The following is a 22,671-nucleotide window of genomic DNA, read 5'->3' as shown; positions in this document are numbered from 1 at the left end:
CTCGCCTACCAGCGCTTCCTCCGCACCTTCAGCGGGCCCCGCTGGGCCGCACTGGCGGCCCGTGGCGCCACGGTCCAGCGGCCCCTGTGGGCCTCGACCTCCACCAAGAACCCGGCCTACCCCGACCTCCTCTACGTCGACCAGCTCATCGGGCCCGACACCGTCAACACCATGCCCGACGAGACCCTGGCGGCGTTCCTCGACCACGGGACCCCGGCCCGCACCGTCGATCGGGATCCCCAGGCAGCCGAGACGGCCCTCGAGACCGTCGGGGAGCTCGGCATCGACCTGGCCGACGTGGCGCGGGTCCTCGAGGCCCAGGGGGTGGCCGCATTCGGGGCCTCCTTCGACGATCTCCTTGCCGAGCTCCGCCGCAAGGCGGCCGCCCTCGCCCCCGGTCGCCAGTCCTAGGGAACGGACGCTCGGACGCTCGGAGGCTCGGAGGCTCGGAGGCTCGGACCGGCTCGGGAGTGCTGACACCTCCCGCCGGTGCCACGACCGATGCCTCCGTGGGCGTTGTGGAGTTTGTGTGACATGTTGTGATTCGGGGTGACGCTGGCACGGATCCCCCTCGCCCAGGGGCCCACCACTAAGGTGGCGCCATGGCCGTCGTCGACCCCTCCGAGCTGCTCAGCCGCCCGCTCGCCGACCTTCTGGAGGCCGCCGCCAGCGTCCGGGACCAGGCGCACGGGCGACGGGTCACGTACTCCCCGAAGGTCTTCATCCCCCTGACCCAGCTCTGCCGGGACCGCTGCGGCTACTGCACCTTCTCCCAGCCGCCGGCCCGCCTGCCGGCCCCCTTCCTCGAACCTGAGGAGGTCCTGGCCATCGCCCGAGCCGGCCAGGAAGCCGGCTGCTCCGAAGCGCTCTTCACCCTCGGCGAGGCCCCCGAGGAGCGCTACCCGGTCGCCGCCCGCTGGCTGGCCGAGCGGGGGTACGACTCGACGGTGGACTACCTGGTCGCCATGTGTGCCCTGGTCCGGGACGAGACCGGCCTGCTGCCCCACACGAACGCCGGGGCGCTCAGCGACGGGGACCTTGCACGGCTCCGCCCGGTGAGCGCCAGCCAGGGCATGATGATCGAGACCTTGGCTGCGCTTCCCTGCCACGCGCAGGCCCCGGACAAGGTGCCCGCTCGTCGCCTGGCCACGCTGGAGGCCGCCGGTCGCCTGGCGGTGCCCTTCACGAGCGGCATCCTCGTCGGGATCGGGGAGACCCGGGCCGACCGGGTCGAGGCCCTGGCGGCGCTGGCGGAGGTCCACGCCCGACACGGGCATCTCCAGGAGGTCATCGTCCAGCCCTTCTTGCCGAAGCCGGGCACGGCCATGCACCGGCACCCAGCGTGTCCGCCGGAAGAACTGTGGTGGTCGGTGGCCGTTGCTCGGCTGGTGCTGCCCCCCGAGGTGCACGTCCAGGCCCCGCCGAACCTGGCCGACGACCTCGGGGCCCTGCTGGCAGCAGGCATCGACGACTGGGGCGGGGTGTCGCCGGTGACCGCGGACCACGTGAACCCCGAGCGGGCCTGGCCGGCGCTCGGGGTGCTGCGCCGGGCGACCGAGGCCGCCGGGTTCACGCTGGCCCCCCGCCTCCCGATCTACCCCAGCTTCGCCGCCGAGCCCGAGCGCTGGCTGGCCCCCGAGATGCGCTTCTTCGTGCTGGAGCGTGCCGACGCCGAGGGCCTGGCCCGGGACCACCCTTGGGTGGCCGGGGGCGAGCTGGCCCCGCCCCAGCTGCTTCCGACCCTCGAGCCGGGGGCCGCCGGAGCACGGTCCCGCCCGGCCCCGTGGCCCCAGCCGAGCACGAAGAGCCCCGTCGGGGAGGTCCTCGCCGCCCTGGCCGGCGGGGAGGAGCCCGACGAGGACGCCATCGTCACCCTCTTCGGGGCCCGGGGGCCGGAGGTGCGGGCGGTGTGCGAGCAGGCCGACGACCTGCGTGCCCGGCTGGTCGGGGACGCCGTGACCTTCGTGGCGAACCGCAACATCAACTACACGAACATCTGCACCTTCCGCTGCCGCTTCTGCGCCTTCTCGAAGGGGCCCCTCTCGTTGAACCTGCGGGGCACCCCGTACCTGCTCAGCCTGGAGGAGATCGCCGCACGGGTCCAAGAGGCCGCGGCGGCCGGGGCGACCGAGGTCTGCCTGCAAGGCGGTATCCACCCGAGCTTCGACGGCGAGTACTACCTGCAGGTGATCAAGGCAGTGAAAGAAGCCGTCCCAGGGATCCACGTGCACGGCTTCACCGCCCTCGAGGTCTACGAGGGGGCACGCCGCCTCGGCGAGCCCCTGGCCGACTATCTCACCCGGCTGAAGGAGGCCGGCCTGCGGACCCTGCCGGGCACCGCAGCGGAGATCCTCGACGACGAGGTCCGAGCGGTGCTCTGCCCGGACAAGATCACCACCGACCAGTGGCTCGAGGTCCACCGCACCGCTCACGAGGTCGGCCTGCGCTCGAACGTGACCATCATGTTCGGCGCAATCGAGCATCCCCGCTCGTGGGCTCGCCACCTGGTCCGGACCCGGGACCTCCAGCACCGGACCGGGGGGTTCACCGAGTTCGTCCCCCTGCCCTTCGTCCACATGGGTGCCCCCATCTACCTGCAGCGCCGGGCCCGCCGCGGCCCGACCTTCCGAGAGGCCCTCCTCATGCACGCCGTCGGCCGCCTGGCCTACGGCGCCGTCATCCCGAACGTCCAGGCGTCCTGGGTCAAGCTCGGTCCCGAAGGCGTCCAACAGGCCCTGCGGGCCGGGGCGAACGACCTGGGCGGCACCTTGATGGACGAGAACATCTCCCGGGCGGCGGGGGCCAGCCACGGCCAGCGGATGACCCCCGAGGAGCTCGCCGCGCTCGTCGAACCCCTCGGACGCACCCTTCGGCAGCGCACCACGCTCTACCAGCTGGTTCCCCAGGCGGCGTGAGACCCGGCGAGGACCACGGCGGCCTGGACCCGGCCGTCCAGGCGGCTGCCGGCCGGGCCGGGGAGGCCGTCTTGCCGCTCCTGCCCCCCGAGCGGGGCACCCGTCCCCTCCTCCAGGGGATCCTCGACACGGTCGCCCAGCTGGCCGCCCAGGATCCTGAGCCGCTGGACCTCAAGATCGCCAGCGCTGCCCTGGCCGAGATGACCGAGGCGTTCCGGGTCTTCCGACCCTACCGGGGCGTCCCGAAGGCGACCTTCTTCGGCTCGGCCCGCACCCGGCCCGACGATCCCCTCTACCGCCAGGCGAAACAGCTGGCGGGCCGGTTGGCCGAGCGGGAGTGGATGGTGGTCACCGGGGCCGGGCCGGGCATCATGGCGGCGGCCATGGAAGGGGCCGGGCGGGAGCGGTCGCTCGGGGTGAACATCCGCCTGCCCTTCGAGCAGGGAGCCAACCCGTTCATCGCCCAGGACCCGAAGCTGGTGGAGATGCGCTACTTCTTCACCCGGAAGCTGATGCTCATCAAGGAGTCCTCGGCCTACGTGGTCCTGCCCGGGGGCTTCGGCACCCTCGACGAGGCCTTCGAGCTCCTCACCCTCCTCCAGACCGGCAAGGCCCTGCCCGCTCCGCTCGTCCTCCTCGACGTGCCGGGGGGCACCTACTGGGAGGGCTGGCGCCGCTTCCTCGACGAGCAGGTGGCCCGTGGGGGCCTGATCGACCCGCACGACCACCAGCTCTACCGCATCACGGCCGACGTCCCGACCGCCCTCGACGAGATCCTCGGCTTCTACCGCAACTACCACTCGCTGCGCTTCGTCGGGGATCTCCTGGTCGTCCGGGTCCGGCACCTCCCCAGTCGTCGGGAGCTCGCCGAGCTGAGCCGACGCTTCGCCGACATCCTCGTCGAGGGGCCGATCCGGCCCACCCGACCCCTGCCCCCGGAACGGGCCGACCAGGACCACGTCGAGCTGCCCCGGCTCTGCCTGCGCTTCGACCGTTTCCACTACGGCCGGCTCCGGCAGCTCATCGACGAGCTGAACCGCCTGGTCCCCGCCGAGCCCTGAACCGGCGGGGCCAGCCGGTCCGGGCCCCGAGCGACGCTGCACAACACCGAAAACGCTGCGTCGGGACGTTCGCTACCATCAGCGGTCGTGACCAGGGTGGCGGAGCCCCGGCAGCGGCGGAGCCGGCAGCGGCGGGCGCAGCTCCTCGAGGCTGCCCTTGCGCTGCTCGCCGAAGGTGGCGTCCGGGCCGTCACCCACCGGGCCGTGGCCCGGCGAGCCGGTCTCCCGGCCGCCGCCACCACCTACTACTTCAGCTCCATCCACGAGCTGGTCAGGGAAGCCCTCGAGCTGAACCTCGAGCAGCGCCTGACCGAGCTGCGGGCGGTGCTCGAGACCGCCGTGGCCCAGGAGCCGGATCCCCGGCGGGCGGTGGACCGCTTCGCCCAGACCCTCCTCGCCAGCCAGCCTCGGCGGGCCGTCACCCAGCTCGAGCTCTACCTCCAGGCCACCCGGGACCCCGAGCTGCGCTCCTCGGTGCGAGAGAGCCTGGCCGCCTTCGAGGACCTGGCCGCTGAGACCCTGGGCCGGGGCGGCCTCGGTGCGCCGAGCGCAGCCCGAACCCTCGTGGCCGTGGTCGACGGGGTCGTGCTGCACGAGCTGGCCACCCGGGAACCTGACGAGGAGGGACGGGCGGCAGCGGCCGAACGCTTGGCCGAGGCCCTCTGGGCGGTCCTCGGTCCTCTCCTGGCGGCCCGAGGCCCGACGGAGGCGCCGCCGGTCAGTCCGCCGGCTCGCCCCGCAAGAGTGCTGCCGCTCGGGCCACCGCTCGGCGGGCCCGGGTGAGGCGGCGTTCTTCGGCGAGCCAGTGGTCCCGCTCGTCCCGTGCCGCTGCCGCCTCGGCCTCGGCGGCCTGCCGGAGATGGTCGAGGGCCAGCTCGGCCAGGCGCTCCTCGAGCGCCTCCAGGGCGGTGCGAACCTCCTCGATCCCGTCCGTGGCCATCGTGGCCTCGGCCCGCCGCGTCCGGCTCCTGCGGCGTCTCGCTCAGCGGCCGGCGGTCTCGGCCCGCTCCGGGAGCGGCACGTCGACGATGGTCAGCTCGCCGGCCAGGGCCTTGGCCCGGAGGACCTTCTTGTCGAACTTGCCGACCGAGGTCTTCGGCACCTCGGGCACCGCCGCCCAGCGCTCCGGCAGCCACCAGCGGGCCACCCGGTCCTGGAGGAAGGCCAGCACCTCGGCCGGGTCGACCTGGTGCCCGGGGGCCGGCACGTAGCAGACCAGGGGCCGTTCCCCCCACTTGGGGTCCGGCACCCCGACGACCGCCGCCTCGAAGACCGCCGGGTGGGCCATGACTTGGTTCTCCAGGTCCACCGAGGAGATCCACTCGCCGCCCGACTTGATGACGTCCTTGGTCCGGTCCGAGATGACCATGACGTTGTGCTCGTCCAAGGTCCCCACGTCGCCGGTCCGAAGCCAGCCGTCGTGGAAGCGGTCGCTGGAGGGGTCCTTGTAGTAGGCGCCGGTGATCCAGGGTCCTCGGACCTCGAACTCCCCGACCGAACGGCCGTCGTTGGGCAGGACCGTGCCGTCCTCGGCCACCACCCGGACCTCGACCCCGGCCACCACCCGGCCGGTCTTCGCCCGCCAGGTCAGCTCCTCCTCGGCTGGCACGCCCCGGGGCGGCCAGCTCACGGCGCAGACCGGGCTGGTCTCGGTCATCCCCCAGCCCTGCAGCAGGGTCACCCCGAAACGCTCCTGGTAGGCGGCCATGAGCGAGCGGGGCACGGCCGACCCCCCGCCGACCAGCAGCCGGACCGAGGACAGGTCGACGGGGTGCTCCTCGGCGTAGCGCAGCAGGTCGTTCCAGATGGTCGGCACCCCGAGGGAGAGTGTGGGCCGCTGGGTGGCGAAGATCTCGGCCAAGGGGGCGGCCTGGAGGAACCGCTCGGGCATCACCAGGTCGGCCCCGGCCAGGAACGCCGTGTAGGGCGCGCCCCAGGCGTTCACGTGGAACATCGGGACCACCACCAGCACCCGGTCGTTCTGGCCCATGCCGGTGGTGTTCGCCGTCATCCCCGAGAAGGCGTGGAGCCACATGGAGCGGTGGCTGTAGACCACCCCCTTGGGGTCGCCGGTCGTGCCGCTCGTGTAGCACATCGAAGCGGCCTGCCGCTCGTCGAGCTCCGGCCAGGCGAAGCCCGGCCGCTGGCTGGCCAGGAGCTCCTCGTAGTCGATGGTCTCGCCCAGGCCCTCGACGCTCTCCCCGGCAGGGTGGTCCACCACGACGATCCGCTCCACCGTGGTCAGCCGGTCCCGGACCCGGGCGAGCAGGGGCGCCACGGAGGCGTCGACCAGCAGCACCCGGTCCTCGGCGTGGTTGATCACGAAGGCCAGCTGCTCGGGGAAGAGCCGAATGTTCACCGTGTGCAGGACGGCCCCCATGGACGGCACTGCGAGGTAGGCCTCGAGGTGCTCCTGGGTGTTCCACATGAAGGTCCCGACCCGGTCGTCGGGCCCCACCCCCAGGGCGGCCAGGGCCCCGGCCAGCCGGTCGGCTCGTTCGGCGACCTCGGCGAAGCTGGCCTGTCGGTAGCCGTCGGGACGACGGGTCACGCAGACGCTGTCCCCGTAGGTGGCGACCCCGTGCCGCATGATCCCCTGGACGGTGAGCGGCACGTCCTGCATCGTGCTCTGCATGCCTGGAGCCTACCGATTCCCCCCTCGCCCCGGCCGGGTCGACACGGGAGGGACAGCGCCCGGGGACGTCGCGAGACGGTCGGCGCAGTAGGGTCCGAGCATGGCTCTCCAGCGCCTCCCTGAGCCCGACCCCCTGGCCTTTGCCGCCACCCATCACCGGGGCGTCCTCTACACCCAGCGGCACGACGGGGGTCCCCAGCTCTCGCCCGTGGTCGCCGCGCCCCTCGACGGCGTGCTCGTGGTCAGCAGTCGGGAGCAGGCGGTGAAGACCCGCAACGTCCGGCGCACCGGCCGGGCGGCCATCTGCCTTTTCGAGGACGGGTTCTTCGGCCGCTGGTGCCAGGCCGAGGGCCCCTGCGACGTCCTCTCCCTGCCGGAGGCCCTCGAACCCCTCGTCGCCTACTACCGGGCGGTCGCCGGCGAGCACCCCGACTGGGACGCCTATCGGGCAGCCATGGTGGCCGAGCAGCGGGTCCTCCTGCGCCTTCGCGTCGAGCGTGCCGGCCCGCGCCTTGCTGGCTGAGGGACCGGCGACCGTTCGAGCCGGCCCAGGACCGCCAGCCCCGACCCTTGACCGAGGCGCCCCTGACCGAGGCCCCCTGACCGAGGCCCCCTGACCGAGGCCCCCTGACCGAGGCGCCCCCGACCGAGGCGCCGGCGCGGCAGGCCCTTGACAGGTCCGTCGCCGGCTGCTGCAGTTGACGCTCGGCCCCGTGCCCTCGGTCCGCCGGCTCGCCGGAGCGGACCCCACAGCACCAGCGGGCGGGAGCGCCCCAGTCCCGCTGCTGTCTTCCGGAGGGGCTGGTGGCCCGTTCCCGTCGTCCCCGCCTCGCTGCGGCGGGCTGCGCCTGGGCCGGTGGGCTCGGGCTCGCTTCGGTGGTCCTCGTGGCCTTGACGGCGCTCGTCGCCCTTGTGTCGCTGCCGGGGATCGGGAGCGCTGCCGACCCCGGTTCGGCGCTGACCGGTGATCCACCCGACCTGGTCGCCGGTGCCCACGCTGCCGCCGGCCCGCCCCCGGCGCTGCCGTCGGCCATGGCCGCGCTCTACCGGGCGGCTGCCGGTTCCTGTCCGGGCCTCCCCTGGCAGGTCCTGGCGGCGGTCGGCACGGTGGAGTCCGACAACGGGCAGAGCACCCTCCCCGGGGTCCACCAGGGCGCGAACCCCGCCGGAGCCGAGGGGCCCATGCAGTTCGAGCCGGCCACCTTCGCCGAGTACGCCCGGCCCGTGCCCCCGGGCGGGGTCGTCCCCCCCTCGCCCTACGACCCGGTCGACGCCGTCTGGGCCGCGGCCCGCCTGCTGTGCGCCAACGGCGCCCGGGGCGGCCAGGACCTCCCGGGGGCCCTATGGGCCTACAACCATGCCACCAGCTACGTCGTCGAGGTCCTCGAGGTGGCGTCCTCGCTCGGCTGGCGGCCTGGCCCCATGCAGCTGCGGTCCTGACTCGGCCCCTGGCCGCCGCCCAGGAGGTGCGACGCCAGGAACGCCTCGGCCCCGTCGAGCTCCTCGGCCGGGACCGCCCCGTGCGCCCCCGGGTGGGCGTGCAGCCGCTTGTCGGGCGTGCCGAGAGCGGCGAAGAGCGCGAAGGCGCTGTCCCGGGGGAACAGCTCGTCGTCCCACTGCACCACGAAGAGGGTCGGCACGGTGACGCGCGGGGCGTCGGCCGCCAGGCGGTCCCTGGTCGGGCCGGTCAGACCGCAGAGCCCGAGCACCGCCGCCCGCATGCGGGGTTCGGCGGCCACCAGGGGCAAGCCGAGGATGGTCCCCATCGACAGCCCCCAGTAGCCGAGGCGCTCGGGGTCGAACTCGCCCAGCTCGGCCAGGGCGTTCAGGACGGCCCGCCAGTCGGCCACCATCTGGTCCGTCATCGCCTCTCCCTCGGCCGCCCAGCGCTGGGCGAACTCCAAGAAGACCACCTGGGGCACCGGGTGGGCTTCGCCCCGCCGCTCACCGTGCACCGGCCCGTCGATGGCCAGCGCCGCCATGCCGTGGTGCCGGACCAGCCGGCGGGCCAGGGCCACGACCACGTCCTGGCCCTTGTCCCGCGAGGCCCCGTGACCCAGAGCCACGAGCGGCACGGGACCCTTGGGTGCGGCCGGTGTCCACAGCAGGCCGGGCACCGCCCGACCCTCGACGCTGAGGCGCAGGTGCCGGGTCCGGACGCCTCGTTCCTGACCCAGCTCGACCAGCTCCATCGGTCCCGAGGGTACCGAGCGGTCAGAAGGCAGCGCCCGGCACCGCGCCCCTCAGCGCAGGGCCAGCTGGCCGGGGACCAGAGGCGCCGGCAAGGCGGTCTCGCCCATGAGAGCCCGGTCGACCGCCGCGGCGCACGAGCGCCCCTCGGCGATGGCCCAGACGATCAGGCTCTGCCCCCGGGCCATGTCCCCGCAGGCGAAGACCCCAGGCCGGCTGGTCTGCCAGTCGGGTCCGATCGCCACCGTGCCCCGAGGGTCGAGGACCAGGCCCAGTTCGCCGACCACCCCGCTGCGCTCGGCGCCCACGAACCCCATGGCCAGGAGGACCAGCTGGCAGGGCACCTCCCGCTCGCTGCCCGGCACCGGGTCGAAGGTCACCCGGCCGTCCACCACCCGCCGGGCCACCTCCTGGAGGACCAGCCCCCGGACCCGACCGTCCTCGTCCCCCAGGAAGGCCGTGGCGGTCACCGCGTAGCGCCGCTCGCCCCCCTCCTCGTGGGCCGAGGAGATCCGCAGGATGGTCGGCCAGGTCGGCCAGGGGTCCTCGGGGGACCGCTCCCGGGGTGGCTCGGGCAGGATCTCGAGCTGGAGCACCGAGGAGGCCCCTTGGCGGTGGGCGGTGCCCAGGCAGTCCGCCCCGGTGTCGCCCCCGCCGACGATGACCACGTCCCGGCCGGCCGCCGAGATCGGCGACTCTGCCAGGGCCCCTTCCCGGACGAGGTTCGCCGGCTTCAAGTACTCCATGGCGAAGTGGATGCCGGCCAGCTCCCGACCCGGGACCGCCAGGTCCCGGGGGACGGTGGACCCCCCCGCCAGGACCAGGGCGTCGAACTCCTCCAGCAGGGCGGCCGCCGGCACCACCTCCACCCCCGGGGCGGCCGCCGCCCCGACGCCCCGGGCCAGGCCCGGCTCGACCGGTGCCACCCCGGAGCCGTCGGCGGGGCCGGTCCCGACCTGGACCCCGCACCGGAACACCACGCCCTCGGCCCGCAGCTGGGCCAGGCGCCGCTCGAGGACCGCCTTCTCCATCTTGAACTCGGGGATCCCGTAGCGCAGCAGCCCGCCGGGTCGCTCGGCCCGCTCGAAGACCGTCACCGCGTGGCCGGCCCGGGCCAGCTGCTGGGCGCAGGCCAGGCCGGCCGGGCCCGAGCCGACGACGGCCACCGCCTTGCCGGTCGGTGCGCTGGCCCGCACCGGCCGGACCCAGCCCTCGGCGAAGGCCCGCTCGGCGATCTCGTACTCGGTCCGCTCGATGCTGACCGGCGGCTGGTTGATGCCGAGCACGCAGGCCGCCTCGCAGGGCGCAGGGCAGAGCCGCCCGGTGAACTCCGGGAAGTTGTTCGTGGCGTGGAGCCGCTCCGCCGCCTCGGACCAGTTCCCGCGGTAGACCAGGTCGTTCCATTCGGGGATGAGGTTCCCGAGAGGGCAGCCCTCGTGGCAGAAGGGGATCCCGCAGTCCATGCAGCGGGCCGCCTGCCGGCGGGCCTCGTCCTCGGGGAAGGGCTCGTAGACCTCCCGCCAGTCCCGGACCCGGACCGCCACCGGCCGCCGGGCCGGCAGCTTCCGCTCGTACTCCAAGAACCCCGTGACCTTGCCCATCGCCGTCCTCGCCCTCGTTGCTCAGGCCCGCACCAGGGCCATGACCGCCTCGGCGGGGTCCTGGCCCTTGGCCTCGGCCTCCCGGGTGGCCTCCAGGACCCGGCGGTAGTCCCGGGGCATGACCTTCACGAACCGGCCCCAGACCCCCGGGGCCTTCTCGAGCAGCCGCGCCGCCAGCGGCGACCCGGTCTCCTCCTGGTGCCGGCGGACCACGGTGGCCAGGAAGGCCTCGTCCTCCTCGTCCAGGGGTTCCAGGTCGACCAGTTCGGGGTTCAGCCGCTCGGCCAGCGTCGCCTCGGGGTCGTGGACGTACGCGATCCCCCCGGACATGCCGGCGGCGAAGTTCCGACCGACCGGGCCGAGCACCACCACCCGGCCCCCGGTCATGTACTCGCAGCCGTGGTCCCCCACCCCCTCGACCACCGCCAGGGCCCCCGAGTTCCGCACGCAGAACCGCTCCCCGGCCAGGCCCGAGACGAAGACCTCGCCCCCGGTCGCCCCGTAGAGGACCACGTTGCCCACGATGACCTGCTCCTCGGGGGCGAACGGCGAGCCCTCGGGGGGCCGGACCACGATCCGACCTCCCGAGAGGCCCTTCGCCAGGTAGTCGTTGGCGTCCCCTTCGAGCCGGAACGTCACGCCCCGCGGCAGGAACGCCCCGAAGCTCTGGCCGGCCGAGCCCCGGAACGTGATGCTGATGGTCCCCTCGGGCAGGCCGGCGCCGCCGTGGCGACGGGCGATCTCCGACGCCAGCAGGGTCCCGACCGTTCGGTCGACGTTCCGCACCGGCAGCGCCAGGCTGACCGGCTGGCCGTCCTCGATGGCTGGCCGGCAGGCCGCCAGGAACTGCTGGTCCAGGGCCCGCTCCAGGCCGTGGTCCTGGGGACGCCGCCAGCGGCGCTCCGTCGGCGGGCCCGGCTCGGGTTCGGCCAGGACCGGGGAGAGGTCCAGGCCCTTGGCCTTCCAGTGGTCGATGGCGGCCACCGTGTCCAGCAGGTCAACCCGGCCCACCGCCTCGTCCAGGGAACGCAGCCCCAAGGAGGCCAGCAGCTCCCGGACCTCCTCGGCCACGAACTCGAAGAAGTGCTCCACGAACTCCGGCCGGCCGCTGAATCGCTTGCGCAGCTCGGGGTTCTGGGTGGCGATGCCCACCGGGCAGGTGTCCAGGTGGCAGACCCGCATCATCACGCAGCCCGACACGACCAGCGGGGCGGTGGCGAAGCCGAACTCCTCGGCCCCGAGGAGGGCCGCCACCACGACGTCCCGCCCGGTCTTCATCTGGCCGTCCACCTGCACCACGATCCGGTCCCGCAGGCCGTTTCGGACCAGGGTCTGCTGGGTCTCGGCCAGGCCCAGCTCCCAGGGAATGCCGGCGTGCTTGATGGAGGTCAGGGGACTGGCCCCCGTGCCACCGTCGTGGCCCGAGATCAGCACCACGTCGGCCTTCGCCTTGGCCACCCCGGCGGCCACCGTGCCCACCCCCACCTCGGCCACCAGCTTCACGTGCACCCGGGCCCGAGGGTTCGCCGACTTCAGGTCGTGGATCAGCTGGGCGATGTCCTCGATGGAGTAGATGTCGTGGTGCGGCGGCGGCGAGATCAGCCCCACGCCCGGGGTCGAGTACCGGGTCCGAGCGATCCAGGGGTAGACCTTGTGGCCCGGCAGCTGGCCGCCCTCCCCGGGCTTGGCCCCCTGGGCGATCTTGATCTGGATGTCGTCGGCGTTCACCAGGTACTCGATGGTGACGCCGAAGCGCCCCGAGGCCACCTGCTTGATGGCGCTGCGCCGCGAGTCCCCGTTCGGGTCGGGCACGAACCGCTCGGGGTCCTCGCCCCCCTCCCCGGTGTTCGACTTGCCCCCCAGGCGGTTCATGGCGATGGCCAGGGTCTCGTGGGCCTCGGCCGAGATCGAGCCGTAGGACATGGCACCGGTGGAGAAGCGCTTCACGATCGCCGAGACCGGCTCGACCTCCTCGAGCGGCACCGGCGGCAATACCCCCGTCCGCAGGCCCAGGAGGCCGCGCAGCGTCGCCCCCTTGCGGGAGAGCCCGTCGACCGCGCTCGTGTACTCCTTGAAGATGTCATAGCGCTTCGCCCGGGTGGCGTGCTGGAGCTTGAAGACCGTCCGGGGGTTGAAGAGGTGCAGCTCCCCCTCCCGGCGCCACTGGTACTCCCCGCCGACCTCCAGCTCCCGGTGCGCCCGGGACTCGGGCCGCCTCGGGTGGGCGGCCCGGTGCCGGGCGGCCACCTCCTCGGCCAGCACGTCCAGGCCCACCCCGCCGATCCGGCTGACCGTCCCGGTGAAGTACTCGTCCACCACCGCCCGGTCCAGGCCCACCGCCTCGAAGATCTGGGCGCCGGTGTAGGAGGCCACCGTCGAGACCCCCATCTTCGACATGACCTTCACGATGCCCTTCACCACCGCCTTCACGTAGTTCCGCCGGGCCTGGCGGGGCGTGACCCCGGTGAGCTGGCCGGTGGCGATCAGGTCGTCGATGGTCTCGAAGGCCAGGTAGGGGTTGACCGCCGAGGCCCCGTAGCCCAGCAAGAGGGCCATGTGGTGCACCTCCCGGGCGTCCCCCGCCTCCACCACCAGCCCGACCCGGGTCCTGGACTTCTCCCGCACCAGGTGCTCGTGGACCGCGGCGCACAGCAGCAGGGACGGGATGGGGGCCAGCTCGGCGTCCGAGTTGCGGTCCGAGAGGATGATGACGTTGGCCCCCTCGGCGATCGCCTCGCTGACCCGCCGCCGGACGTCCTCGATCGCCTGGGCCATGGCCGGCCCGCCCCCGGCCACCGGGTAGAGGCCGTCCACGGCGAAGGCCGAGAACCCCGGCACGTCCCCGTCCTCGTTCACGTAGCGCAGCTTCGCCAGCTCGTCGTTGTCGATGACCGGGCTCGGCAGGATGATCTGCCGGCAGGAGGCCGGCGTGGGCTCGAGCAGGTTCCCCTCCGGGCCCAGCTTCGAGCGGGTGGCGGTGACCAGCTCCTCCCGGATGGCGTCGAGCGCCGGGTTCGTCACCTGGGCGAAGAGCTGCGTGAAGTAGTCGTAGAGCAGCCGAGGCCGTTCCGAGAGGACCGCCAGGGCGGCGTCGTGGCCCATCGAGCCCACCGGCTCCGCGCCGGTCTGGGCCATGGGAGCGAGGATGACCCGCAGCTCCTCGGTCGTGTACCCGAAGAGCCGCTGGTGCCGGACCACCGACGCGTGCTGGGGGGTCAGCATGAGCCGGGGCGGCAGGTCCTCGAGGTCCACCTGCTGCTCCTCCAGCCACTGCCCGTAGGGTCGCTCGGCGGCCAGCTGCGCCTTGATCTCGTCGTCGTCGACGATCCGCCCCGCCGCCGTGTCCACCAGGAACATCCGCCCGGGCTGCAGCCGGCCCTTGCGCACGATCGTCCGCGGGTCGAGGTCCAGGACCCCGACCTCTGAGGCCAGCACCACCAAGCCGTCCTCGGTCACCCAGTAGCGGGCCGGCCGCAGGCCGTTGCGGTCCAGGACCCCGCCGGCCACCGTCCCGTCGGTGAAGACCACCGCCGCCGGGCCGTCCCAGGGCTCCATGAGGGAGGCGTGGAACCGGTAGAAGGCCCGCCGGTCCGGGTCCATGGTCGGGTGCCGCTCCCAGGCCTCGGGGATCATCATGAGCACGGCGTGGGGCAGCGACCGGCCACCGAGGTGCAGCAGCTCGAGCACCTCGTCGAAGGAGGCCGAGTCCGAGCCCTCCGGGTCGCAGATCGGGAAGAGCCGCTCCAGATCGCCCGGGATCAGGTCGCTGCGCAGCAGGGCTTCCCGGGCCCGCATCCAGTTCCGGTTGCCCCGCACCGTGTTGATCTCCCCGTTGTGGGCCACGTAGCGGTAGGGGTGGGCCAGGGGCCACGACGGGAAGGTGTTGGTCGAGAAGCGCGAGTGGACCAGGGCGATGGCCGAGACCAGCCGCTCGTCGGCCAGGTCCGGGTAGAAGGCCTCGAGCTGCTCGGGGGTCAGCATGCCCTTGTAGACGAAGGTCCGGGCCGACAGCGAGGGCAGGTGGACCCCCAGCTCGTGCTCGGCCCGCTTGCGCAGGCAGAACGCCAGCCGGTCGACCGCCAGGGCGTCGGGCCGCCCCGCGGCGCCCCGGGGCACCTCCTCGGTCGGGGCCACCCAGACCTGGCCGATCCGGGGCATGGCCCGTCGGGCGCCCTCCCCCAAGGGGGCCGGCTCCACCGGGACCTCCCGCCACGCCAGGACCTCGAGGTCCTCCTCGGCAGCGAGATCCTCGAAGCGCTGCTTGGCCTTGGCCGCGTCGTCGGCCTCCACCGGCAAGAACACCAGCCCCGAGGCGTAGGCCCCGGCCTCGGGCAAGGGAACCGGACAGACCTCGCGCCACAGGGCGTCGGGCTGCTGCACCAGGATGCCGGCCCCGTCCCCCGTCGCCGGCTCGGCCCCGGTCGCCCCTCGGTGCGCCAGGGCCCGCAGGGCGTCGAGGGCCTGGGCCACCAGGCGCCGACTCTTGCGCCCCTGCAGGTCGGCAAGCAGGGCGATCCCGCACGCGTCGTGCTCGAAGGCGGGGTCGTAGAGGCCGGCCCGACCCTCCTGGCCGCGCCGAGCGGTCGTCTGCCTGCTGGCCTGTCTGCTCGTCACCTGGGGGCTCCTCGGTCGAAGGACAACGGCTGCGACGGAGAACCTGCGACCCGGGACGACGCTGGCCCAGCTGCAGGACCCTTACGATACACGGCGATGCCCTCGTCCCCGACGCGGTCCGCCGTGACCCCGTCGGCGCCGCCCCTCGATCTCCTCGGCCCACCCCTCGACCCCGTGGGCTCGCTCCGCCGCACCGACGTCGTGGTCCTGGGGGGCGGGATCATCGGGCTGGCCGCGGCCTGGTCCCTGGCCGAGCAGGACCACCAGGTGGTCCTCGTCGACCCGGCTCCCCTGAGCGGTGCCTCCTGGGTGGCAGCCGGCATGCTCGCCCCGGTCAGCGAGCTCCACGCCGCCGAGGCCCCCTTGGTGGGCCTGGGCCTGGCCGCACTCGAGCACTGGCCGGCCTTTGCCCAGGCCCTCACCGAGGCCAGCGGCCTCGACCTGGGCCTGCGCACCGAGGGCACCGTCCTCGTGGCCGCCACCCCCGACGACCATCGCGCCCTCCTCGAGCTCCTCGACCTCCATCGGCGCCTCGGCCTGGCCAGCCAGCCTCTCACCCGTCGAGAGGCCCGGCAGCTCGAACCCGGCCTCGCCCCGGGCCTGGCCGGCGCGCTCTTGATCCCCGGGGACCACCACGTCGACCCCCGGCTCGTCGCCCGGGCCCTGGCCCTCGCCGCCCGCCGGGCCGGCGTCCGCTGGGTGGCCGCCGCGGGCAGCGCCCTGCGGTGCCGCCGGGGTGCCGTCGAGGGGCTGGTCCTCGACTCGGGGGTCCACCTCGACGCGCCCGCGGTGGTCCTGGCGGCCGGGTGGCGCAGCGCCGCGGTGGATGGCCTGCCGCCGACCCTTCGCCTGCCCCTCCGCCCGGTGAAAGGCCAGATCCTGCGGCTGGCGACCCGGACCGGCACCGTCGAGGGACCCCGGCACTGCATCCGGGCCCTCGTCGAGGGCGCGCCGGTCTACCTCGTGCCCCGCCGCTCCGGAGAAGTCGTCCTCGGCGCCACGAGCGAGGAGCAGGGAGCGGACCCGACGCCCACCGCCGGCGCCCTCTACGAGCTGCTCCGGGACGCCGTGGCCGTGGTGCCCGGGGTCCGGGAGCTCGAGCTCACCGAGGTCGGGGTCGGTCACCGACCGGCCACCCCTGATCACGGCCCCCTCGTCGGCCCCCTCCCCGCCGGCTCGGGCGCCGACGGCCTCGTGCTGGCCGTCGGACACCACCGCAACGGCGTCCTGCTCTGCCCCATCACCGCCGAGGCCGTCCGGGCGGCCGTCGAGGGCGATCCCCTGCCCGACGCCCTCGGCCCCTTCGGGCCGACCCGGTTCAGCCCCGACCTGGGGGGTGCCACACTGGAGGCATGGACGCCCCTCCCCGAGGGCCCAGCACCCCGGTGACGGCCAGCGTGAACGGCCAGCGCCGGGAGCTGCCCGCCGGGACCACCCTGGGTGCCCTGGTGGACCAGCTGGCCGGCCGGCGGGCCGGCGTCGCCGTGGCCCTGAACCGCCAGGTCGTGCCCCGAGCTGCCTGGGACGTCACCCTGGTCGGCCCGGACGACCAGGTGGAGCTGCTCAGCGCGGTGGCCGGCGGGTGAGCGGGTCCGACGCGCTCGCGCCCCTCGCCCTGGCCGGCCGCCAGTTCCGGTCCCGCCTGCTGCTCGGCACCGGCGGGATCCCCAACCTCGCCGTCTTGGAGCGGGTCCTCGAAGCGTCAGGAGCCGAGGTGGCCACCGTGGCCCTCCGGCGGGTCGATCCCGAGGCCCGGGGGTCCATCCTCGACGTCCTGGCCCGCCACCGGGTCGAGGTCCTGCCGAACACCGCCGGCTGCTACACCGCGGCCGAGGCGGTCCTCACCGCCCAGCTGGCCCGGGAAGCCCTCGGCACCGACTGGGTGAAGCTCGAGGTCGTCGCGGACGACCGGACCCTCCTGCCCGACCCCCTCGAGCTGCTCGAGGCCGCCGAGCAGCTCTGCGCGCTCGGCTTCCTCGTCCTGCCCTACACCACCGACGACCCCGTCCTGGCCCGCCACCTCGAGCAGGTCGGCTGCGCAGCGGTCATGCCCCTCGGGGCCCCCATCGGCAGCGGGCTCGGCATCCGCAACCCCCACAACATCGAGCTCATCGTGGAGCAGGCCCGGGTCCCCGTGGTGCTCGACGCCGGCATCGGCACCGCCTCCGACGCCGCCCTCGCCCTCGAGCTCGGCTGCGACGCGGTCCTCGTCGCCTCGGCCATCACCCGAGCCGAGGACCCCCCGGCCATGGCCGCCGCCATGCGCCGGGCGGTCGAGGCCGGCTACCTGGCCCGCCGGGCCGGCCGCATCCCGCCCCGGACCCTCGCCCGGGCCTCCTCCCCCCGAACCGGCCTGGCCCGGCTCGCCTGAACGGTGCCCGGCAACCCACCGCCCGTGGCGCTCACCATCGCCGGTTCGGACTCCGGCGGCGGCGCGGGCCTCCAAGCCGACCTGGCGGCCTTCGGGGCCTTCGGGGTCCACGGCACTACGGTCGTCACCGCCGTCACCGCGCAGCACACCCGGGGGGTCGAGGGGGTCTGGCCCCTGCCCCCCGAAGCGGTGGCGGCCCAGCTCGACGCCGTCCTCCGGGACCTGCCGGTGCGGGCCGCGAAGACCGGCATGCTCGGCGACCCGGCGGTCGTCGCCGTCGTGGCCGAGCGCTGCGCGGCAGGCGCCCTGCCCCGGCTCGTCGTGGACCCCGTCCTGGTCGCCACCAGCGGGGACGCCCTGGCCGAGGACCCGAGCACCCTCGCCAAGGCCATTCGGGACCAGCTCCTGCCCCACGCCACCGTCGTCACCCCCAACCTCCCCGAGGCGGCTGTCCTCTGCGACTTCCTCGTCCCCGAGACCCTCGACCGGCCGGCAGACGCCATCGAGGCCATGGCCGAGGCCGGCCGCCAGCTCGTGGCCGCCGGCGCCACCATGGCGGTGGTCAAGGGCGGCCACCTCCAGGGCCCAAGCGCCCCCGACGTGGTCGTCTCGGACACCCAGGTCCTCGTCCTCGACGGCCCCCGGGTCCCGACCAGCAACGACCACGGGACCGGGTGCACCCTTTCGGCAGCCATCGCCGCCGGCCTCGCCCAGGGGATGCCGGCCCTGGCGGCCGTCCAGCGGGCCAAGGCCTACGTGGCTGCCGCCCTCGAATCGGCCAAGGACTGGCGCCTCGGCGCCGGCCGCGGCCCGGTCGACCACCGCGTCTGGGGCTGAGCCGCGTCAACGAAGCGGGAGCAGCGGCGGCGGCCCCCCGGTGAACGCCGCCGCCTGCTCGACCGCCCCGCCGTCTCCCCCGAGACGGCGGTGGAGCTGGCCCGGCCGCACCCGGGATGCGGCCCGACCACGGTTCCCCCTCCTCGCAGTCGCCCCGGTGCGCTGCGTACCGGCACCGTATCCCGATCCCAACGGGTCGTCAACGTCCGGGCCGACTGCCGACCGGCAACCCCGGCACCGTGCCCGTTACGCTGGGGTCGTGGATGCTCCTGCTCCTGCCCGGGACCTCAGCCTGGTCCGGCCGTGAGCCGCACCGACCTCTCCGCGCCCGCCCCGCCCCACGGTGGTGGCGGCGTCCACCCGCCCGAGCCCGACGGCCAGCGCCCCGTCCGGCCGGCGGGCCCGAGCACGAAGTGGGCGGCGCTGGTCCTCGGCATCGTGGGGGTCATCTTCGTCGGCGGCCTGATCCTCCTCGGGATCGAACCGAACCAGGCCCCGACCTCGGCCCCCACGAGCATCACGACCGCCCCCGGCGCCCCCTTGCGGGCCGAGGTCTCGAGCAGCCTGCTCCGGCCCATGGTCCAAGGCGGCCAGCCCCCGGCCGACATCCTCCGGGCACTGGCCCTGCCGGCCGGCTCGACGGTCGTGCCCCACTCGCTCAAGGACCACGGCGTCGAGCTCTACGACTACTCCCTCGGCCTCACCGTGCCGGCCAGCCAGAGCCAGGTGGTCGCCTTCTTCAAGGACCAGCTGCGGGCGGACGGCTGGACCCAGATGAGCAGCGGCCACGTCTACCGCGGCTCGGGCATCGAGGTCCTCGGGCAACACGCCTCGGTGACCGGCACCATCTGGCAGCTCGGCATCGTCGTCGACCCCACCAGGCCGGCCACCACCTCGGGGCCGACCCGGGCCTTCGTCACCCCGTACACCGTCGAGCTCTACGTCCAGTCCCTCACGGACTAGCCGTCGGACGAGCCGTCGACGAGGGGGTCGGGGCCCCGGTCGTCTCGTCGACCCGGAGGACGGCCTCGGCGGCCGCCACCACCGAGCGGCCCTCGTCCGCCCGATGCTCCTCCCGCAGCAGCCAGGCCCAGACGAAGAAGTCGACCGGGTAGAGGGCGTAGCCGATCCGGGTGGCCGGGGCCAGGACGATGGCCACGAGCATGGCCCAGGCCAGCAGGCCGGTCAGCTGGTAGGGCGTGCGAGGGGTCCGGCGCACCAGGAGCCACAGGAGGACCACCCCGCCGACGAAGACCAGGGCGGCGGTCAGCACCCGGTGCAGCTTCGGGAAGGCCGTCACCAGCACGTGGCCGAGCAGCGGGGTGGCCGCCGGCGAGGTGATCCCGGCGAGACCAAGGGGGAACCGGACGACGTTCTCGAAGAACGCCGGCGGGTTCGCCACGATCGAGGGCAGGACGCTGGGGACCACCACCGCCAGGACCCCGCCCGCGACCCACCAACGCGCCCGCCGGTGGTCCCCCTGGCGGTCCAGGGCGACGAGCGGGGCGAGGAGCGCCAGGGGCCAGGCGGTCAGCTTCATCCCTGCGGCAACCCCCAGGGCCAGGCCGCCGAGCAGGGGTCGTCGTCGCTGGAGCAGGACCAGCCCGAGGAGCAGCAGCGCCACCACCGGGAGGTCGTCGCCCCCGGTGGCCAAGGGGAGGGCGGCCGTGGGCAGCACCGTCATGGCCTGGAGGGTCAAGACCTTCGGCCCGGTCGGCCCTCGGCACAGGGCCAGGGCCACCACCACCAAGAGGACCGTCAGGACCGAGAAGGCCACCCGGGCGTCGGTCAGACGGGGCGGCGCGTCGGTGCTGCGGGCCAGCCCGAAGATCGACATGAGCGGCAGGTAGGGGTCGAAGGCGTCGTAGGCCGGCTGGCCCTTCGGCACCGGCGGCAGGTGGTGGGGGTTCAGCAGCCGGTAGGGGTCCCGACCCTGGGCCACCCGCATCCCGGCCGCCTCGATGACCTCCACCTCGGGCTGCACATGAGCCGTCGAGGTCCGCACCCCCTCGTTCCGCCAGAGCACCTCCATCGACAGTGGACCCAAGGTGGCCCCCACCAGCACCACCCCGAAGACCACCAGGCGCGCCGCGGTCCAGTGCCCCCGGGGCGCCACCCGGCCGGCTCGGCGCCGACGGGCCACCCGCCAGGCAAGGAAGCCGGAGGCCAAGGTGCCGGCAAGGTAGGGGCCGAGCGCCAGCTCGGCCCACTGCCGGTAGAGGGCGATCCCCGAGGAGGCCCAGACCACCCCGGCGAAGATGGCCGAGGCGCCGTAGAGCAACGCGTCCCGGACGTCGGGCTCCAGGCCGGTCCAGGCGGTCGCCAGCCGACGCCCCGCCTTCCGCACCATGGCCGCCATCCTACGGGCAGCACGGCCCTGCGGCGGGGCACCGTCCCCGGCGGCGACGCCCGGGGCCCCCTAGGGCTCCTCGCCCCCGGCGTCGCCCGTCGGGCAGAGGCGCAGCACCCGCCGAAGGAACCGTTCCTCGGCGGCCATGGCTGCCTCGATGCTGGCGGCGGCCCGGAAGCCGTGGCCCTCCCCCGGGAGGAACCGCAGCTCGAAGCGTCCCCCGGCTCGGGCCATGGCCTCGGCCATGGCCACCGCCTGGCTGGGGGGCACGATCGGGTCCTCGGTGCCCTGGAGCAGCAGCACCGCGGCCCGCAGCCGCTCGGGGTGCCGAGCCGGCGACCGGGCCTCGTCGAGGGCCGCGGCCCCCGGCAGCGGCCCGACCAGCCGGTCCAGGTAGTGGGCCTCGAACCGGTGCGTGTCCTGGCGCAGGGCCGCCAGGTCCGTCACCCCGTAGGCGACCACTGCGGCGTGGAACAGCCCGCTCGTGGCCGCTTCCAGCGCGGTCAGGCCCCCGGCGCTCGCCCCGCGCACCGCCAGCCGATCCGGGTCGACGGCCCCGGCCTCCACCAGCTGGCGGGCCGCGGCCACCACGTCGGCGGCGTCGGCCTCCCCCCAGCGACCCGCGAGGGCCTGCTGATAGGCCCGACCGAAGCCGCTCGAGCCCCGGTAGTCGACCGCGCAGACCAGGAAGCCTCGGCTCGTCCAGAACTGGACCATCGGGTCGAAGCTCGCCTCAGCCGCCCCGGTCGGTCCCCCGTGGCAGAGGACCAGCAGCGGGGGCCGACCACCGGCCGGTCCCCTGGCCAGGTCCGACGCGGGCCGGAAGACCAGCAGGTGCCCGACGAAGCCGTCCTCGGCCTCGAAGGTGCCCGGTTCGGCCACCGAGAGGGCCGTCGTCGGCCAGCGGCTGCCCGCGCCGCCGTCCTCCCGACACCAGCGGGCCTCGCCGTGCCGCAGGAGCACCACCCCGGCGGGCTCCCTCGCCCCGGCCCCGATGGCCACCACGCCCCCTCCTCCCCAGGGGGCGACCTCGGCCACCTGCACCAGGGGTTGGGCCAGCCACTCGGCCTGGCCGGCCTCGGGGTCCAGCACCGCCAGCTGGTCCCCCCGTTCGGTCCGCACCGTCGTCAGCACCCGACCGTCCCCGAGGGCCGCCAGGGTCCGCTGCCCGAGGGACCAGGCCGGCCCCTGGCAGTCCGCCCGCAGCGGGACCGGCAGCTCCGGCTGCTCCTCCCCGGCCCGCAGACGCCACGGCTCGGCGAAGCCGGAGCGGTCGGAGATAAACCAGAGGTCCTCCCCGACCCACAGCGGCTGGCCCACCGCCTCCCCTGGGCCCCCGGCCACCCGGCGACCCGGCCCGCTCACCGCCCCCCCGGCCTCCAGGGCCAGCGGCCAGAGCCACAGTTCGCTCTCGTCCCATGGCATGGCCGGCGGGTCCCAGCAGACCAGGGCGAGCCACGCCCCGTCCGGCGAGGGTCGGGGCGCGCCGTAGAAGGCTCGGCCACGCACCGCCACGACCGGCTCGCCCCCCTCGATCGGGATGGCCACCACCTCGTCCGACCCTGCCGAGGGGTCGTCGAGGGCTACCCGCTCCCGGACGGCGACCAGCCAGCGACCCCCGGGCACCACCGCCAGGTCCCCGTGCGACCACCGCTCCCCGGCCGGTGCCGGGGGGGTCAGCCACCGGACCTCCTCCCCCCGCGGCCCGCCGAGGAGGGCCACCCGGCCACTCGACCGTTCCACCACGGCCAGGCCCCCCGGCCAGGCGCACAGCGCCCCGCCCCCGTAGCCGTGGACCCCCGAACGGCAGTCCAGGTCCGGCGGCCCGAGCCGCCCCACCGCGCTGTCCCGGCCCTCGGCGAACGCCGCCAGGTCCAGTCGACGGACCCCTTGGACCCCACCGGCCGAAGGATCCGAGGCCAGCCAGAACGCCTGGTTCCCGACGACCTGCAGGCCTGCCCGGCTCACCCGGGTGGCGCCGACCGACGCCGGGCCGACGGGCGAGGGCCAACAGCCGTAGGGGTGGACCGCCGGGCCCTTCTCGTCCCCCTCGACCGGCCCGCTGCTGCCCGCCCCCACGGCCCCGTAGGGTAGCGG

Annotated in this window: 18 protein-coding genes; 11 read left to right on the top strand and 7 right to left on the bottom strand. The window is 74.7% G+C overall.

The features are described from left to right. The 4 genes from Acit_RS10485 to Acit_RS10470 all read left to right on the top strand — a co-directional run. On the top strand, nucleotides 1-411 hold a 411-nt coding region (locus Acit_RS10485; RefSeq protein WP_282436775.1), incomplete at its 5' end, for a transaldolase family protein. Between the two features lie 191 nt (nucleotides 412-602). Beyond that, complete coding sequence (cofH, locus tag Acit_RS10480) at nucleotides 603-2,915, top strand: 5-amino-6-(D-ribitylamino)uracil--L-tyrosine 4-hydroxyphenyl transferase CofH (protein ID WP_248108844.1); 2,313 nt, start codon at nucleotides 603-605, stop codon at nucleotides 2,913-2,915. Continuing rightward, nucleotides 2,912-3,976 (top strand): LOG family protein, encoded by a 1,065-nt coding sequence (locus Acit_RS10475; protein WP_248108841.1) that lies wholly within the window; start codon nucleotides 2,912-2,914, stop codon nucleotides 3,974-3,976. Before cofH ends, Acit_RS10475 begins: the two co-directional genes overlap by 4 nt. An 87-nt stretch (nucleotides 3,977-4,063) precedes the next feature. After that, nucleotides 4,064-4,759 (top strand): TetR/AcrR family transcriptional regulator, encoded by a 696-nt coding sequence (locus Acit_RS10470; protein ID WP_248108838.1) that lies wholly within the window; start codon nucleotides 4,064-4,066, stop codon nucleotides 4,757-4,759. Here Acit_RS10470 and Acit_RS10465 read toward each other — a convergent pair. Further along, nucleotides 4,695-4,916 (bottom strand): hypothetical protein, encoded by a 222-nt coding sequence (locus Acit_RS10465; RefSeq protein WP_248108835.1) that lies wholly within the window; start codon nucleotides 4,914-4,916, stop codon nucleotides 4,695-4,697. The two genes, Acit_RS10470 and Acit_RS10465, sit on opposite strands and share 65 nt — an antisense overlap. A 42-nt stretch (nucleotides 4,917-4,958) precedes the next feature. Beyond that, nucleotides 4,959-6,611 (bottom strand): long-chain fatty acid--CoA ligase, encoded by a 1,653-nt coding sequence (locus Acit_RS10460; RefSeq protein ID WP_248108833.1) that lies wholly within the window; start codon nucleotides 6,609-6,611, stop codon nucleotides 4,959-4,961. 100 nt (nucleotides 6,612-6,711) lie between these two features. On the opposite strand from Acit_RS10460, the gene Acit_RS10455 reads away from it, so the two are divergent. After that, nucleotides 6,712-7,134 carry a PPOX class F420-dependent oxidoreductase gene (locus Acit_RS10455; RefSeq protein WP_248108831.1) on the top strand — a complete coding sequence of 141 codons (423 nt, stop codon included), beginning with the start codon at nucleotides 6,712-6,714 and terminating at the stop codon, nucleotides 7,132-7,134. Between the two features lie 281 nt (nucleotides 7,135-7,415). After that, complete coding sequence (locus Acit_RS13685; RefSeq protein ID WP_248108829.1) at nucleotides 7,416-8,051, top strand: lytic transglycosylase domain-containing protein; 636 nt, start codon at nucleotides 7,416-7,418, stop codon at nucleotides 8,049-8,051. Here the strand turns inward: Acit_RS13685 and Acit_RS10445 are convergent. From Acit_RS10445 to gltB, 3 genes are read right to left on the bottom strand one after another with little or no spacing between them, the layout of a single operon-like run. Continuing rightward, complete coding sequence (locus Acit_RS10445; RefSeq protein ID WP_248108827.1) at nucleotides 7,979-8,803, bottom strand: dienelactone hydrolase family protein; 825 nt, start codon at nucleotides 8,801-8,803, stop codon at nucleotides 7,979-7,981. The genes Acit_RS13685 and Acit_RS10445 overlap by 73 nt on opposite strands. Before the next feature lie 51 nt (nucleotides 8,804-8,854). Then, nucleotides 8,855-10,402, bottom strand: coding sequence for a glutamate synthase subunit beta (locus Acit_RS10440; RefSeq protein WP_248108825.1), 1,548 nt, complete (start codon nucleotides 10,400-10,402; stop codon nucleotides 8,855-8,857). A 21-nt stretch (nucleotides 10,403-10,423) separates the two neighbouring features. Then, entirely contained in the window at nucleotides 10,424-15,016 is a 4,593-nt protein-coding gene (gene gltB / locus Acit_RS10435; RefSeq protein ID WP_248108823.1) for a glutamate synthase large subunit, read from the bottom strand. A 96-nt stretch (nucleotides 15,017-15,112) separates the two neighbouring features. On the opposite strand from gltB, the gene thiO reads away from it, so the two are divergent. The 5 genes from thiO to Acit_RS10410 all read left to right on the top strand — a co-directional run bounded on the left by thiO (nucleotide 15,113) and on the right by Acit_RS10410 (nucleotide 19,187). Further along, nucleotides 15,113-16,405: a glycine oxidase ThiO gene (thiO, locus tag Acit_RS10430; RefSeq protein WP_248108821.1), complete on the top strand. Its 1,293-nt coding sequence runs from the start codon at nucleotides 15,113-15,115 to the stop codon at nucleotides 16,403-16,405. Then, entirely contained in the window at nucleotides 16,369-16,602 is a 234-nt protein-coding gene (thiS, locus tag Acit_RS10425) for a sulfur carrier protein ThiS (protein WP_248108819.1), read from the top strand. The genes thiO and thiS overlap by 37 nt, the downstream gene beginning before the upstream one ends. Further along, entirely contained in the window at nucleotides 16,599-17,387 is a 789-nt protein-coding gene (locus tag Acit_RS10420; protein ID WP_312710490.1) for a thiazole synthase, read from the top strand. Before thiS ends, Acit_RS10420 begins: the two co-directional genes overlap by 4 nt. 3 nt (nucleotides 17,388-17,390) lie before the next feature. Continuing rightward, entirely contained in the window at nucleotides 17,391-18,224 is an 834-nt protein-coding gene (gene thiD, locus Acit_RS10415) for a bifunctional hydroxymethylpyrimidine kinase/phosphomethylpyrimidine kinase (RefSeq protein WP_248108817.1), read from the top strand. A 303-nt stretch (nucleotides 18,225-18,527) separates the two neighbouring features. Beyond that, on the top strand, nucleotides 18,528-19,187 hold the full coding sequence (locus tag Acit_RS10410) for a hypothetical protein (protein ID WP_248108815.1): 660 nt from the start codon (nucleotides 18,528-18,530) through the stop codon (nucleotides 19,185-19,187). Here Acit_RS10410 and Acit_RS10405 read toward each other — a convergent pair. Both Acit_RS10405 and Acit_RS13680 read right to left on the bottom strand, forming a co-directional pair. Continuing rightward, nucleotides 19,177-20,574 carry a glycosyltransferase 87 family protein gene (locus Acit_RS10405; protein WP_248108813.1) on the bottom strand — a complete coding sequence of 466 codons (1,398 nt, stop codon included), beginning with the start codon at nucleotides 20,572-20,574 and terminating at the stop codon, nucleotides 19,177-19,179. The two genes, Acit_RS10410 and Acit_RS10405, sit on opposite strands and share 11 nt — an antisense overlap. Nucleotides 20,575-20,643: 69 nt before the next feature. After that, nucleotides 20,644-22,653, bottom strand: coding sequence for a S9 family peptidase (locus tag Acit_RS13680; RefSeq protein ID WP_248108811.1), 2,010 nt, complete (start codon nucleotides 22,651-22,653; stop codon nucleotides 20,644-20,646). Nucleotides 22,654-22,671 lie beyond the last annotated feature (18 nt).

It is taken from the genome of Aciditerrimonas ferrireducens (assembly GCF_023130475.1).
Classification (GTDB): domain Bacteria; phylum Actinomycetota; class Acidimicrobiia; order Acidimicrobiales; family UBA8190; genus Aciditerrimonas; species Aciditerrimonas ferrireducens.
Note: the sequence above shows the minus strand (reverse complement) of the source record. Positions and strands in the feature narration are given on the sequence as shown.

Excerpts from the sequence above, each read along its gene's own strand:
- cofH (WP_248108844.1), top strand. The coding sequence starts at position 603 with ATGGCCGTCGTCGACCCCTCCGAGCTGCTCAGCCGCCCGCTCGCCGAC.
- Acit_RS10465 (WP_248108835.1), bottom strand. The coding sequence starts at position 4,916 with ATGGCCACGGACGGGATCGAGGAGGTTCGCACCGCCCTGGAGGCGCTC.
- Acit_RS10460 (WP_248108833.1), bottom strand. The coding sequence starts at position 6,611 with ATGCAGAGCACGATGCAGGACGTGCCGCTCACCGTCCAGGGGATCATG.
- Acit_RS10455 (WP_248108831.1), top strand. The coding sequence starts at position 6,712 with ATGGCTCTCCAGCGCCTCCCTGAGCCCGACCCCCTGGCCTTTGCCGCC.
- Acit_RS10445 (WP_248108827.1), bottom strand. The coding sequence starts at position 8,803 with ATGGAGCTGGTCGAGCTGGGTCAGGAACGAGGCGTCCGGACCCGGCAC.
- Acit_RS10440 (WP_248108825.1), bottom strand. The coding sequence starts at position 10,402 with ATGGGCAAGGTCACGGGGTTCTTGGAGTACGAGCGGAAGCTGCCGGCC.
- thiO (WP_248108821.1), top strand. The coding sequence starts at position 15,113 with ATGCCCTCGTCCCCGACGCGGTCCGCCGTGACCCCGTCGGCGCCGCCC.
- thiS (WP_248108819.1), top strand. The coding sequence starts at position 16,369 with ATGGACGCCCCTCCCCGAGGGCCCAGCACCCCGGTGACGGCCAGCGTG.
- Acit_RS10405 (WP_248108813.1), bottom strand. The coding sequence starts at position 20,574 with ATGGTGCGGAAGGCGGGGCGTCGGCTGGCGACCGCCTGGACCGGCCTG.